This window comes from Enterobacter sp. JBIWA003, from assembly GCF_019968825.1.
Taxonomy (GTDB): Bacteria; Pseudomonadota; Gammaproteobacteria; order Enterobacterales; family Enterobacteriaceae; genus Enterobacter; species Enterobacter quasiroggenkampii.
This window is the reverse complement of record NZ_CP074170.1, coordinates 1787717-1801375: the sequence shown is the minus strand read 5'-3', so window position 1 is coordinate 1801375 and position 13659 is coordinate 1787717. Positions and strand designations below refer to the sequence as shown.

Genomic DNA, 13659 nt, shown 5'->3' with positions numbered 1-13659 from the left:
GCCATGAAACTCTCCGTCTCACCGCCCCCGTATGAGGGTGCGCCCGTGGTGGTCCTTATTGCCGGTCTCGGCGGCAGCGGCAGCTACTGGTTGCCCCAACTGGCCGCGCTGGAACCGGAGTATCAGGTGGTGTGCTATGACCAACGTGGAACGGGCACTAACCCCGACGCCCTTCCGGAAGGCTACAGCCTGGCACAGATGGCGGACGAACTGGCCCAGGCGCTGGCTGAGGCCGGGATCGCACGCTACAGCGTTGTGGGCCATGCGCTGGGGGCACTGGTCGGCCTGCAGCTGGCCCTCGACAGGCCCGACGCCCTCACCGCGCTGGTGTGCGTCAACGGCTGGTTGACCCTCAACGCGCATACCCGCCGCTGCTTTCAGATCCGCGAGCGCCTGCTGCATTACGGTGGCCCGCAGGCGTGGGTTGAGGCGCAGCCGCTGTTTCTCTACCCGGCAGACTGGATGGCCGCTCGCGCCCCCCGTCTGGAGGCCGAAGAAGCGCTGGCGCTGGCCCATTTCCAGGGCAAAGCCAACCTGCTGCACCGGCTCAGCGCCCTGAAAAAAGCTGACTTCAGCCGCCATGCGTCGCGCATTCGCTGCCCGGTACAGATCATCTGTTCCGCCGACGACATGCTGGTGCCCTCTGTCTGCTCGTCTGAGCTGCAGGCAGCGATCCCGCACAGCCACAGCGCGGTGATGCGTCAGGGCGGCCATGCCTGCAACGTCACCGAGCCGGACACCTTTAACACCCTGCTGCTTAACGGGCTGGCCAGCCTGCTGCACAGTCATGAACCCGCTTTATAAGGAGCTGTAATGAGCGAAGCCATTAATCCCACCGCGCTGGAAACGCTGTTCACCGGCGCCCGCACCCATAACGGCTGGCAGGATATTGCCGTCAGCGACGAGACGCTGCGCGAAATCTACGACCTGATGAAATGGGGTCCAACCTCCGCCAACTGCTCCCCGGCGCGCATTGTGTTTGTGCGAAGCGCGGAGGGAAAAGAGAAGCTGCGCCCTGCGCTCTCCAGCGGCAACCTGGAGAAAACGCTCACCGCCCCGGTCACGGCGATTGTGGCCTGGGACAGTGAATTCTACGAGCGCCTGCCTGAACTGTTCCCGCACGGCGATGCCAGAAGCTGGTTTACCGCAAGCCCCGCGCTGGCGGAAGAGACCGCCTTTCGCAACAGCTCGCTGCAGGCCGCCTACATGATTTTCGCCTGTCGCGCGCTGGGGCTGGACACCGGCCCGATGTCGGGCTTTGACCGCCAAAAGATCGACGAGGCCTTTTTCACCGGCACGACGCTTAAAAGCAATCTGCTGATCAACATCGGCTACGGCGACCCGGGCAAACTTTACGGCCGCCTGCCGCGCCTGACCTTCGACGATGCCTGCGGGCTGGCGTAAGGAGCGATGATGACGACACCGGATAAACAAACCTTTCGCGATGCCATGGCCTGCGTCGGCGCGGCGGTGAATATCATCACCACCGACGGTCCGGCGGGGATGGCAGGCTTCACCGCCAGCGCGGTGTGCAGCGTCACGGATTCACCGCCCACCCTGCTGGTGTGCCTGAACCGCGGCGCGTCCGTCTGGCCGACGTTCAGCCAGAACCGCACGCTGTGCGTCAATACCCTCAGCGCCGGACAGGAGCCGCTCTCAAACCTGTTTGGCGGCAAAACGCCGATGGAAGAGCGCTTTGCCGCCGCCCGCTGGCAAACGGGCGACACCGGCTGCCCGCGTCTGGAGGATGCGCTGGCCTCGTTTGACTGCCGCATCAGCCAGGTGGTGAGCGTCGGTACCCATGACATTCTGTTTTGCGACATCGTTTCGATAATTCGCCACCCCGCGCCGCAGGGCCTGGTGTGGTTTGACCGCGGCTACCACGCGCTGATGCGACCCGCCTGTTAAGGCGCTCTAAGGAGACAGACCATGTTCGGATTTCCCCACTGGCAGTTGAAATCGACCTCCACAGACGCTGGCGTGGTCGCGCCGGATGAACGACTCCCGCTCGGGCAGACGATGGTGATGGGCGTCCAGCACGCGGTCGCCATGTTTGGCGCCACGGTGCTGATGCCGATGCTGATGGGACTCGATCCCAACCTCTCGATTCTGATGTCCGGTATCGGCACCCTGCTGTTCTTTTTTGTCACCGGCGGGCGCGTGCCCAGCTATCTGGGATCCAGCGCCGCCTTTGTCGGCGTGGTGATCGCCACCACCGGATTTAACGGCCAGGGAATCAACCCCAACCTGAGCGTGGCCCTCGGCGGCATCATCGCCTGCGGTCTGGTGTATACCCTGATTGGTCTGGTGGTGATGAAAATCGGTACGCGCTGGATAGAGCGAATGATGCCTCCGGTGGTCACCGGCGCGGTGGTGATGGCGATCGGCCTTAACCTTGCGCCGATCGCGGTCAGGAGCGTCTCCGGCTCGCCGTTTGAAAGCTGGATGGCCGTCGTGACCGTGCTGTGCATCGGCCTGGTAGCGGTGTTCACGCGAGGGATGATCCAGCGGCTGCTGATCCTGGTCGGGCTGATTGTTGCCTGTCTGGTGTATGCCCTGCTGGCGAACGTTTTTGGTCTCGGCAAGCCGGTTGATTTTACCCTGCTGCATCAGGCCGCCTGGTTCGGCCTGCCGAAAGTGACCTCGCCCACCTTTAACACCCAGGCGATGATGCTTATCGCCCCCGTCGCCGTTATCCTGGTGGCGGAAAACCTGGGTCACCTGAAGGCGGTCGCGGGGATGACCGGACGCAGTATGGACCCGTACATGGGCCGCGCGTTCGTCGGCGACGGGCTGGCGACCCTGCTTTCGGGCTCAGTCGGCGGCAGCGGCGTCACCACCTATGCCGAGAATATCGGCGTGATGGCGGTGACCAAAGTCTATTCGACGCTGGTCTTTGTCGCGGCGGCGGTGATGGCGATGCTGCTCGGCTTCTCGCCGAAATTCGGCGCGCTGATCCACACCATTCCGTCACCGGTGATCGGCGGAGCCTCAATCGTGGTGTTTGGGCTGATCGCCGTGGCTGGCGCGCGGATCTGGGTGCAGCATCGGGTCGATCTGAGCCAGAACGGCAACCTGATTATGGTGGCCGTTACGCTGGTGCTGGGCGCGGGCGATTTTGCCCTGACGCTGGGCGGGTTTACGATCGGCGGGATTGGCACGGCGACCTTCGGCGCTATCCTGCTTAACGCCCTGCTGAGCCGCCGGAAAGGGGATGAAACGCAAGGAGAAGCCATCAGTCCCTCCACCTGAAATAAATGTCGCTTTCTTGCCGGGTGACGCTACGCTTACCCGGCCTACATGCCTGTTGTAGGCCCGCGCAAGCGAAGCGCCGCCGGGCAAAACGGGCAGCACGCTGCTAGCGATCTGCCCCTTGTTCTGCGCCCAACCCGGCAATCGCCTTACGTCGTTTTTTTAACTTCAACTCGCTCACCAGCACCCCGGCGACAATAAACGCCGCGCCCACCAGGGCCAGCAGCGGCAGACGTTCCCCGGCCAGTCGCCCGAAAATGCCCGCCCAGACCGGCTCGCCGGTGTAGATGACCGTTGCCCGTGTTGGCGATACGCTGCGCTGCGCCCAGTTCATGGTGACCTGGATAATGGCGCTGAAAATCCCCAGCCCCAGCGCCACCACGACCAGGCCGGTGGACATCGGCGGCACGGACTCCCCTGCCGGCACCATGGTCGCAAAGGCCACCAGCGAGGCCGTGGCGAGCTGCACCACCGTCACCCGTTTGACGTCCACCTTGCCCGCCCAGGCGCTGATCAGAATAATCTCCGCCGCAATGGCAATGGCCCCAATCAGGGTGATGATTTCACCCTGTCCCAGCGCCAGAAGATTGTTTTCCGGCCCGGCAAGCAAAATCAGACCGATAAACGCCAGCACGATGCCAATACAGGACATCAGACCCGGCAGCCGCCCCAGGCACAGCCATTGTAGTAGCGGCACCAGCGGCACATACATAGCAGTGATAAACGCGGATTTGCTGCTGGAGATAGTCTGCAATCCCCATGTCTGCAGGCTGTAGCCCATCGCGATCGCCACCCCAATCGCCACGCCCGCCTTAAGCTCTTTCAGCGTCAGACCCCGCAGCGTTTTAAGGGATATTAGCCCCACGGCTATCGCCGCCGTTGCAAAGCGCAGACCAACAAAAAAGAACGGATCGCTAAGGGTCACCGCGTACTGAACGGCCAGAAACGTCCCGCCCCAGAACATGGTGATGAGAATGAGGATGGCTTCCTGCGGTTTTACGGAGAATTTAAAGCGTGAGACAGACATGCGGCACCAGCAAGTGAGAACAATTCTGTAGTGTGCGTTGCCTTTGGTTACAGTTCAATGTTGCAGAAATAAAAAAACCGCCGGGATATCCCGGCGGCAGGGGTTCAACCCGGCGTGTTACTTACTGCTGCCGTGGCTGTTTTTCCCCCCTTTCTTGCCAGCTTCAGATGCGCGTTGCGGGTCATTCTTGAAGTTACCCCCGCTATGCTGGCCACCTTTACGGCCTGCTTCTGATGCTCTTTCACGGTCTTCTGCGAAATTACCTGAACCACCACGATGGTTTGCCATCTCTAACCTCCAGAATGTGAAACATTAGACATCATATTGCATTCAGTAAAAGAGGATTCTTTCACCTCGCGGCTCAAGGACAACGCCTTTATCTGTGCCGCGTGAAACTAAGCCTAGTGGAATGAGGTCATCCGGCAAGCCGAAGGTAATATCCTGCAACATGATCTCAGTCTTTCGGGTGAGATGACGCGGCGGCAATCCATAAGCCTTTCTTATCATTTTAAAAATCCGCACCGGGAAAGTTGTATCATTTTGCTACAAAGCCATTTTTCTCCTCATGTTGTTATAAATCAAATAAATGGCGTTCATTTTTGCAGTCTGGCTGTGATGACATATCTTTAAAAGAGCGCAGCGATCCGCTGTCAGAGAAACCAACGAGGAGTGAAGCAAAATGGCAAAAGTTCTGGTGCTCTATTATTCCATGTATGGACACATTGAAACCATGGCTCACGCGGTAGCAGAAGGTGCAAACAGGGTTGATGGCGTAGAGGTTGTGGTGAAACGCGTACCGGAAACCATGCAGGCGGAAGCCTTCGCGAAAGCCGGGGGAAAAACGCAAAACGCCCCGGTCGCCACCCCGCAGGAGCTGGCGGATTATGATGCCATTATCTTCGGCACCCCGACCCGCTTCGGCAACATGTCAGGCCAGATGCGCACCTTCCTCGATCAAACCGGCGGACTTTGGGCATCCGGGGCGCTCTACGGCAAACTCGCCAGCGTATTCAGCTCTACCGGGACCGGCGGCGGTCAGGAGCAGACGATTACCTCAACCTGGACTACCCTTGCTCATCACGGGATGGTGATTGTGCCGATTGGCTACGGCGCGCAGGAGCTGTTTGACGTTTCCCAGGTGCGCGGCGGTACGCCGTACGGCGCAACCACCATTGCCGGTGGGGATGGCTCACGTCAGCCAAGCAATGAAGAACTGTCTATCGCCCGCTATCAGGGTGAATACGTCGCGGGTCTGGCCAAAAAACTGAACGGCTAACACCCAACAGGAGGACAAGCATGCCAACTCAAGAATCCAAAGCTCACCACGTGGGCGAATGGGCAAGTTTACGCAACACCTCTCCGGAGATTGCCGAAGCTATCTTTGAAGTCGCGAAATACGATGAAAAGCTGGCCGAGCAGATTTGGGAGGAAGGTAACGATGAGGTGCTGGTGCGCGCCTTCGAAAAAACGGACAAAGACTCGCTCTTCTGGGGTGAGCAAACCATCGAACGTAAAAACGTCTAAGCGTTTCCCCCCGCCGCAGCGGGGGGTTCTCTCTTACTTCGCCGCGTTATTCATCACCGCATTGAATTTATCAACAGGACAGAAGCCGTTCGCATCCACCGGGCAGCCCTTCAGCTCCAGCGTCACGCGCTGTGCCGGAGACTGCAGCGACAGCACGCTGGCGTTGCGCAACTGCTCTGAACTCTGGTAGACATACTCAATTTTCATCAGCTCCTGGTTGGCATTTTTGTCATGCCAGCGCTGGAAGACAATCTTGCCGCCGATCGGGGTACGTTCCTGCTGATCGTGCAGCTGATACGGTTTGAAATCGAGGGCGGTGAGCAGGGAAGCAATGTTCGAATCATGCCCCACCAGCAGGGTGATTTTCGGCGCTTTCGCCTGGTCGGTAACCAGCGTTTTATCGATATATTTCACCAGCGGTTTCGCCACGTTTTGCGCCACCTCGGTGGAGGTAAACAGCGAGTCCTGATAGCCGTTCTTCAGCTTCGACAGCACGCGCCACTGCTGGTCGGTTTTGATTTCTCCCCAGGCGACCTGGTCGGCCGGGAAGCCTTCGTAATACTGCAGCGTGAACGCATCCACCAGCGAGTTGCCCACCTTCAGCGGCCCGGATACGCCAGGCTCTTTTTCATAGTCGGCGCTGAAGGTATCTTTCGCGTCCGCCAGCGAGCAGACCTTTTTCTCTTTGCAGGACGGCGAGTCGGCGTAGTTCGTCATCTGCTCCAGCAGCTTATAGCTTTCGCCTAGCTGCATTTTCTGCCGTTCCGCCTCCATCGCCTTGAGCGCTTTTTCGCGGAATTCCGGCGAATTATCGGTGATCACCGGATTAAATGTCGGATCCATGGTGCCCATTTTTTCCTGATGGTGCACGGGCACATCACAGCCCGGGAACGCGCCGGTGATAAAGAATTGCGCGGTGGCGACGGTGCGCTGCAGGCTGTTAGCATAGGCGTAAACGCTCTCCGCCGGTGGACATTCTCCCGTCTTCACCATCCCCTGCTGCGCCAGCCACTCGCGCATGTAATGGCCCATATAGACCTCCAGCACGCCCCCTTTGGTTGTGAGCTGGCCGCCCGGCACCTCCCACTCCGGCCACTGCTTCGGCGTGGACTGCTCCAGCACGCTGCCGTTGTTAGCCAGCGGCGCGCGCAGGTTATGGCGACTCATGATTAAAACTTGCTCCAGCTGATACCCTTCCGGCGTCTCTTGCGCCTGCACGCCAAACGTTGCTGAAATGGAACCGGCGACTGCCAGCGCGAGTAGTGCTTTTCTCATCCCTAATTCCTCACTCGTTTTAAAATGTCGCGCTCAGTGTGACAGATTCGTCACAATTTTCCGGGAAGCATTTCTCAAACTGATGATTAACGTGCTTACGGTGTGTATGGATTAGTTTTATAATAAAACCATACCCCACCGGAGAATTCGCTGTGAAACGTACCCGCCTTGAAGAGAGCACCTGCCCCGTCGCCCGTTCGCTGGATATCATCGGCGACTGGTGGTCGCTGCTGATCGTCCGCGACGCGCTCCGCGGGATTAAACGCTTCGGCGAGTTTCAGAAAAGCCTCGGTATCGCGAAAAACATGCTGACCACGCGGCTCAAGCTGCTGGTAGACGAAGGCATTCTCCGGCTTCAGCCCGCCTCCGACGGCAGCGCCTGGCAGGAATACGTCCTGACCGACAAGGGACGCGCCCTGCAAACCGTGCTGGTTGCCCTGTCCCAGTGGGGCAATGAATTTTTGTTCGCGGAAAACGAATGCGGCACCGTGCTGGTCGATAGCGAACAGCGCAAACCCCTGCGTAAACTGGCGCTTATCGCCGACGATGGCCGCGAACTGACGCCTGAAGAGATCGTGGCTAAACTCCCCTCCTGACCGTTCCCGACGGCAAAAGCACAAAATGATCGCCAATATGGTTGCATTATAAAACCAAATAGCCGAGAGTTAATTCAGTTTCATATTGAAACCAAATAACCCACTTTGCCTGAGGTAATGCACGATGACTACGCAAATCACCACCGCCCTGATTACGGGTGCCTCTTCCGGGATCGGTGCCGTCTATGCCGATCGCCTTGCCGCGCGCGGTGCTAACCTGGTCCTGGTCGCCCGCCGCGAGGATCGCCTGAAAGCCCTCGCCGCCGACCTGCGCGCACGCTATGGCGTGGCCGTCGATATTCTGGTGGCCGATCTCACCGATGAAGCCGGGATCCGCGCGGTGGAAGACGAACTGCGCAGCAATACCGCCATTGATACGCTGATTAACAACGCGGGCACCGCGCAGATGGCACCGTTCCTCGCGGGCGAGGTGGCGCAGCATCAGGCCATTAACACCCTGAACACCACGGCGCTGATGCGTCTGACCTACGCCATCCTGCCGCGCCTGGCACAGAACAATCGCGGCACGCTGATCAATATCGCGTCCGTGCTGGCGCTGCACGTCCGGGCGGGCAGCGCGCTCTACAGCGCCACGAAGGCGTGGGTATTGAGCTTTACCCGTGGGTTACAGGAAGAATTTGCCGACAGCAGCGTGCGCATTCAGGCCGTGCTGCCCGCCGCCACCGCGACGGAGATCTGGAGCCATTCAGGCGTCACGGTGGACGATCTGCCGGAAGGATCGGTAATGACCACCGACGATCTGGTGGATGCGTCGCTGGCGGGTCTGGATCAGGGCGAACCGATCACCATCCCACCGATGCATGATGCAGGCCTGTGGGACCGCTACGAAGCGGCGCGCCTTGAGCTGTTTAGCAGCGCGCGCACCGGCATCCCGGCCCCGCGCTACGTAAAACAGTAGCCTAACGCTGAAGCTGGTCGCCGTACTCGCTCATCCAGGCGGCCAGCGGCGAGAGCGCATCCTGCAGGGTTAACCCCAGCCCGGTAATCTGATACTCCACGCGCGGCGGGATCTCCGGATAAACCGTCCGCGTCACCAGCCCGCGCTGTTCAAACAGACGCAACTGCTTCGTCAGCTCTTTCTGGGTGATGGGGGCAGCCGCCCGCAGCAGGTCGCCAAAGCGGACAGGCGTGTTAATCACAATAAGACGATAGAGGATCGGGATTGCCCATTTGCCGGAAATCAGGTTTACAAACTGCGTCATCGGGCAGGTATAGGCCTCAGATTTTTTTTCACAGCACTCCTCCAGCATTTCTGCCATAGCACACCTCTTGCCTCTTTAGTATCCATTTGGTACCTGGTTTCCTTTCGATACTAACGTTTCTATAGTACTTTCTCCAGTGACATTTCAGGAGAAGAACATGGGTCGTTTAACCGATAAGTATACGTTGATTACCGGCGGCACCAGCGGTATCGGTCTCGCCACCGCGCAGGCATTTATCGCCGAAGGGGCGCGCGTCGCCGTGACCGGACGCAACCCGGACACCCTCGCCGAAGCAGAGCGCATTCTGGGCGATAAGGCCTGGGTGATCCCAACCGATGCGGGCGATATCGCGTCGCAAAAAGCGCTGGCGGCAACCCTCGCCGCCCGCTGGCCACGCCTGGACGCGGTCTTTCTCAACGCCGGCGACGTGACGCACGCGCCGCTGGAAGCCTGGCAGGAAGAGGCCTGGGACCGTCTGATGAACATCAACCTGAAGGGACCGTTCTTTTTAATCCAGGCGCTGCTGCCGCTGCTGAATAACCCGTCGTCGGTGATCCTCTGCGGCTCCGTGAGCGCGCGCATCGGCCTGCCCACCAGCAGCGTGTATGCCGCGAGCAAGGCCGCCCTGCTGTCGCTGGCGCGAACGCTGTCGGCGGAGTTGCTGCCGCGCGGGATCCGCGTCAACGGCCTGAGCCCCGGTCCGGTGGAAACCCCGGCCTTTACGAAAACAGGCTTAAGCGAAGAGGCGCTTAACGCAATGATGGCGGAGATCATCACGCTGGTGCCGCTGGGCAGAATGGGCTCGACGACGGAGCTGGCAAAAGCCGCGCTCTATCTTGCCTCCGACGAGTCGAGCTACACTGTAGGAACAGAACTGCTGGTGGACGGCGGAATGGGGAGCCTGTAACTCAAAAGGCGCTGATGCCGGTGACGATGCCGACATACAGCGCCGCCCATACGCCGGCAGAGGCCAGGCTCACGCCGTAAACTTTCACCACGTTCAGCCTGAGCATGCCTGCCGCCAGCGGCACGATGTAGCGCAGTACCGCCAGGAAGCGCGCGGTGAACAGCACCAGCACCCCGTTTTTTTGTAGCTGATGCTGCACCCGCAGAAATTTACCGGCGTGTTTTGCCGTGAAGCGGGTCATCCAGCGCGTGTGCCCCATCCGCTGCCCTAAGTGGTAGTTCAGCGCCGAGCCCGCCGTTGCCCCCATCACCACGGCCAGCCACGCCAGGGCAGGATGCATGCTTGCCTGGCTGACGGTAATGCCCGCCAGCAGCATGACCGAGGCGGGCGGCAGCACGGAGGAGATCAGCACCGTCGACTTGCTCAGCGCCATCATAAATAACAGCGCGAACAGATGTGCCGGATACAGCGCAAAATGATTCAGCAGATTATCAAGCCACGCCATTTTCCCCTCCCCCGTTAATTATTTAATTCTCCATTTAAAATGAATAACCTTAAATAAACCCTCAACATTCCATTAATAATATTCTCCTAAACCGTTCTTAAACATTTTTTAAATTCCTGAGCGGCAACGTTAAATAAGCGTATTATTCCTCTCGTTTTACAACGATCTCGTTATGGCGAGGCTCCTGTACAAATACACGTTATCGCTCTGGTAGGTTCGAGAGAATCGACACAGGGTAAAACAGGCACTGTCGAATCAAGGCTTTGTCAGTATAACTTCCCTCGCGGGATACGGTGTACAGTGCTGAACCCAGGACGTGGGGATCTCCTCTTCGACATGCCCTGTCTTGCTCGCCCCTGAGAGATTTTATTATTCAAAGGGAATTCACTATGTCTTACGCTATTCACAACCAAAACCTGGCATTCAATGACAGCGCGATCGCGCAATATATGAATACCGATTTTATCGTCCTCGATATGGCATTATGCGTGGCGCTGGCGCGCGAGCAATTCTTCGAAAAATTAAAAGACGATGATATTCCGTCGCATATTTTTATCGAAGACCATGGCCGCCTGGCGGGGATGGTTGCCGTGCGCAAATTGCTGCAGACCACCGATACGGTGCAGCCGGTGAAGTCGCTGATGATTTCGCAGTTTTTGCAGGTCAAACCGGAGGATGAACGTGCCGATGTTGCCGGACTGCTGGCGCACGGCGGCGCGGATGTGGTGCCCGTGGTCACCCACGGCAAGCTCGTCGGCTGCCTGACCGAGCGCGAAATCGCCCATCTGCTGGAAGATGACGTCACCGAAGATGCCCAGCTTCAGGGGGCGACGCTCCCCCTGGAGAAGCCCTATCTGGAGACCAGCCCGTATAGCCTGTGGAAAAAACGCTCCGTCTGGCTGCTGCTGCTGTTTGTCGCCGAAGCCTACACCAGCTCGGTTATTCAGCATTTTGAAGAGGCGCTGGAGTCCGCCATCGCGCTGGCGTTCTTCATTCCGCTGCTGATCGGCACGGGCGGCAACAGCGGGACGCAGATCACCTCCACCCTGGTGCGCGCCATGGCGCTGGGAGAAGTGCGTCTGCGCGACGTGGGCCGCGTGCTGCGTAAAGAGATGACCACCTCGCTGATGATTGCCGCCACGCTGGGTCTTGCCGGGTGCATCCGCGCCTGGATGATGGGAATAGGGCTGGAAATAACGCTCATCGTCAGCCTGACGCTGGTCTGCATTACGCTGTGGAGCGCCATTGTCTCGTCCGTCATTCCAATGGTGCTCAAGCGCTGCGGCATTGACCCGGCGGTCGTCTCCGCGCCGTTTATCGCGACGCTGATCGACGGTACCGGGCTGATTATCTACTTTAAGATCGCGCAATATACGCTGGGGCTGGAGTGAACGATCGCGCGCCTCAACCTCCCACTGGAGGTTGAACACACCTTACTGACGAACTGAGCGGTCAGTTCGTCTTTATATATTCCGGAACGTATTGCTCTGCTTGCGAAAAGCATAAATAAAGCGAGATAGTAACCCTGTTTTCGTCGGACGAATGGATAGGGATATGTGGCAGACGCGAGCGGTAGAACTGAATACCCAGGCTTACTGGGACTGGAATAAAACCGGTGAACTGGTGGAGTGGGCTGTAGCCCATGGCTTCAATACCCTTATTGTCGGGCAGGCTGACCTCTTTAATCTGCTTGCCACACCGAAAGGGTATACGCCACATCACTACAATGACCGCTTATCCAGCCAGCAGCGGGCGCGCTGCGTTTATCTCAACCGCCTGGGCCAGCTGTGCCGACGTCAGGGGCTGCGATTTTACCTTCAGGCCAAAGAGCTCAACTTTCCAACCGATCTCTTGCTTTCCCATCCGCACCTGTTTGATCCCAACCAGGGTGTACGCTTCGACGTCGACTTCTGGTGCAGTTACCTTGCGGATAAGATTTCGCAGATCTGCCAGCGCATTCCGTCTCTCAGCGGCCTGATGATTGCGATTTCTAATACCGACGGATTGCTGCCAGTCTCACGCCCGAGTTGGGAGCAGTCATCAACGGAAAAATCCGCCCCGTTACAACGCGACGATCGCAGCTTCATGATTTATAACTGCTGCTTCACTGCCCTCTCCCGCGTGATGCAGCAGGAAAATAAACATCTGGTGCTGCGTGTATTTCCGGCGGATAACCACGATCTTGGCAACGTGCTGGAGGCCATCCGTCCCTTACCGGCGAGCGTCAGCGTCTCGATCAAGCTCACACCCGAACGTTTCTGGCCATCCTTTCCTAATAACCCCGCACTGCTGGAGGTTCGGGAGCGCGAGGTCTGGACAGAGATCGACCTGGTCGGGGAAGAGGTTGGCTGGGGCATCTTTCTATTCCCGCGTATTGATGAACTCCAGGGGCGGTTGCTCTGGTGTCGCAGTAACCCGGCCATCACTGGCGCGGTATGCAAAGTGAGCTGGGAAAGTCTGGATAACCATTGGATCATGGGGACGCTCAGCGAATGTAATCTGGTGGCCTGCAGCAGAATGCTAAGCAACGAGGGGACAACGCTGACGAAAGCGCAGCTGATGACCGACTGGCTACACGAAAGCTATGGCTGGCAACCCGACGAGCAGACCTTTGAGACATTTTGTTCCCTGCTTGAGCAAGCGGGGCAGGTGTTATACAGCGCTATTTATGTCCGCAAGCACGTTTTCCATCGTCACAGCCAGGTACCCGAAAGCTATGGCCAGGCGGTGTGGAGCCTTTACGGCCAGCTAAACCGCAATTACTGGCTGCCCGGCTCAGAACGGACAATCACCTTCGATCGCAACGATCCAGAAACGTCCGCCGCTTGCCTGTCACGTATCGCAAGGGAGAAAGACGAGGCGGACAACGCTGCCGCCGCGCTCCAGGAAGCGGCACTGCATTTCGTAAAACGCGCCGCGTTTCCCCGCTCGCTTGAACGTCGCTGGTATGAAGAGTGGCAGGGCTTGACCCTCTATTGTCGTCTCTTTTTACATGCGCAAAAGGCGTTCTTCACGCTGCGCTATGCCCGTGAGGTCGAGAACAGCTGGAGTATGCAGGAGATTAGCCATATCAATATTCAGGAGCTTTATCGATGCGCCTGTGAAATGGAGGATTACTGCCAGAAACACGCTGACGCCTCACCCGGTTTGCATGTGTTATTTGATGCCTCGCGGGTACGTGCGCTGGCTGACAGTCTGAGCCATGAATTAACGTCGCTGAGAGGGCGTTCATAACCCCTCACCCGCGTACCTGGCAACCACGATTTCTCTTTTTTGCAACACCCTTTCGGTCTGAAAAAACGCGAAATGTGACAATTTTCAATAATTAATTGTCCTTCAGAAATCAAACG

The 13659-nt window shown here is 58.4% G+C and carries 16 protein-coding genes and 1 riboswitch; of the genes, 11 read left to right on the top strand and 5 right to left on the bottom strand.

The window, feature by feature from the left end:
* Positions 1-3 precede the first annotated feature (3 nt).
* From rutD to rutG, 4 genes are read left to right on the top strand one after another with little or no spacing between them, the layout of a single operon-like run.
* Positions 4-804, top strand: a complete 801-nt coding sequence (gene rutD / locus KGP25_RS08515; protein ID WP_196352612.1) for a pyrimidine utilization protein D — start codon at positions 4-6, stop codon at positions 802-804.
* 9 nt (positions 805-813) lie between these two features.
* The gene (locus KGP25_RS08510) at positions 814-1404 is read left to right on the top strand and encodes a malonic semialdehyde reductase (protein ID WP_223540256.1); all 591 of its coding nucleotides are present in this window, start codon (positions 814-816) and stop codon (positions 1402-1404) included.
* Positions 1405-1413: 9 nt separating this feature from the next.
* On the top strand, positions 1414-1908 hold the full coding sequence (gene rutF / locus KGP25_RS08505; protein WP_223540545.1) for an NADH-dependent FMN reductase RutF: 495 nt from the start codon (positions 1414-1416) through the stop codon (positions 1906-1908).
* 21 nt (positions 1909-1929) lie between these two features.
* The gene (gene rutG / locus KGP25_RS08500; RefSeq protein ID WP_223540255.1) at positions 1930-3252 is read left to right on the top strand and encodes a pyrimidine utilization transport protein G; all 1323 of its coding nucleotides are present in this window, start codon (positions 1930-1932) and stop codon (positions 3250-3252) included.
* Positions 3253-3358: 106 nt separating this feature from the next.
* On the opposite strand, the gene KGP25_RS08495 is transcribed toward rutG, so the two are convergent.
* Positions 3359-4279: a DMT family transporter gene (locus KGP25_RS08495; protein WP_223540254.1), complete on the bottom strand. Its 921-nt coding sequence runs from the start codon at positions 4277-4279 to the stop codon at positions 3359-3361.
* A gap of 117 nt (positions 4280-4396) precedes the next feature.
* Complete coding sequence (locus KGP25_RS08490; RefSeq protein ID WP_023311077.1) at positions 4397-4567, bottom strand: general stress protein; 171 nt, start codon at positions 4565-4567, stop codon at positions 4397-4399.
* A gap of 391 nt (positions 4568-4958) precedes the next feature.
* Here KGP25_RS08490 and wrbA point away from each other — a divergent pair, with 391 nt between their 5' ends.
* On the top strand, positions 4959-5555 hold the full coding sequence (gene wrbA / locus KGP25_RS08485; protein ID WP_006809323.1) for an NAD(P)H:quinone oxidoreductase: 597 nt from the start codon (positions 4959-4961) through the stop codon (positions 5553-5555).
* A gap of 20 nt (positions 5556-5575) precedes the next feature.
* The gene (locus tag KGP25_RS08480; RefSeq protein ID WP_008499832.1) at positions 5576-5803 is read left to right on the top strand and encodes a YccJ family protein; all 228 of its coding nucleotides are present in this window, start codon (positions 5576-5578) and stop codon (positions 5801-5803) included.
* A gap of 33 nt (positions 5804-5836) precedes the next feature.
* Here KGP25_RS08480 and agp read toward each other — a convergent pair whose 3' ends face one another.
* Complete coding sequence (agp, locus tag KGP25_RS08475) at positions 5837-7078, bottom strand: bifunctional glucose-1-phosphatase/inositol phosphatase (RefSeq protein WP_104948910.1); 1242 nt, start codon at positions 7076-7078, stop codon at positions 5837-5839.
* Between the two features lie 152 nt (positions 7079-7230).
* Between agp and KGP25_RS08470 the strand changes: the two genes are divergently transcribed.
* Positions 7231-7674 carry a helix-turn-helix domain-containing protein gene (locus KGP25_RS08470; protein WP_045908316.1) on the top strand — a complete coding sequence of 148 codons (444 nt, stop codon included), beginning with the start codon at positions 7231-7233 and terminating at the stop codon, positions 7672-7674.
* Positions 7675-7798: 124 nt separating this feature from the next.
* The gene (locus KGP25_RS08465; RefSeq protein ID WP_223540253.1) at positions 7799-8593 is read left to right on the top strand and encodes an SDR family oxidoreductase; all 795 of its coding nucleotides are present in this window, start codon (positions 7799-7801) and stop codon (positions 8591-8593) included.
* Position 8594: 1 nt separating this feature from the next.
* Here the strand turns inward: KGP25_RS08465 and KGP25_RS08460 are convergent, their stop codons facing one another.
* Positions 8595-8954 (bottom strand): helix-turn-helix domain-containing protein, encoded by a 360-nt coding sequence (locus KGP25_RS08460; RefSeq protein ID WP_063621345.1) that lies wholly within the window; start codon positions 8952-8954, stop codon positions 8595-8597.
* A gap of 100 nt (positions 8955-9054) precedes the next feature.
* On the opposite strand from KGP25_RS08460, the gene KGP25_RS08455 reads away from it, so the two are divergent.
* A complete protein-coding gene (locus KGP25_RS08455; RefSeq protein ID WP_223540252.1) occupies positions 9055-9804 on the top strand; it encodes an SDR family oxidoreductase in 750 nt (249 codons plus the stop codon).
* Between the two features lies 1 nt (position 9805).
* Here the strand turns inward: KGP25_RS08455 and KGP25_RS08450 are convergent, their stop codons facing one another.
* On the bottom strand, positions 9806-10309 hold the full coding sequence (locus KGP25_RS08450; RefSeq protein ID WP_111966941.1) for a DedA family protein: 504 nt from the start codon (positions 10307-10309) through the stop codon (positions 9806-9808).
* A 159-nt stretch (positions 10310-10468) separates the two neighbouring features.
* Positions 10469-10638, top strand: a riboswitch (M-box (ykoK) riboswitch).
* 60 nt (positions 10639-10698) lie between these two features.
* Between KGP25_RS08450 and KGP25_RS08445 the strand changes: the two genes are divergently transcribed.
* Positions 10699-11700, top strand: coding sequence for a magnesium transporter (locus tag KGP25_RS08445; RefSeq protein WP_048027328.1), 1002 nt, complete (start codon positions 10699-10701; stop codon positions 11698-11700).
* Between the two features lie 163 nt (positions 11701-11863).
* A complete protein-coding gene (locus tag KGP25_RS08440; RefSeq protein WP_223540251.1) occupies positions 11864-13543 on the top strand; it encodes a hypothetical protein in 1680 nt (559 codons plus the stop codon).
* Positions 13544-13659 lie beyond the last annotated feature (116 nt).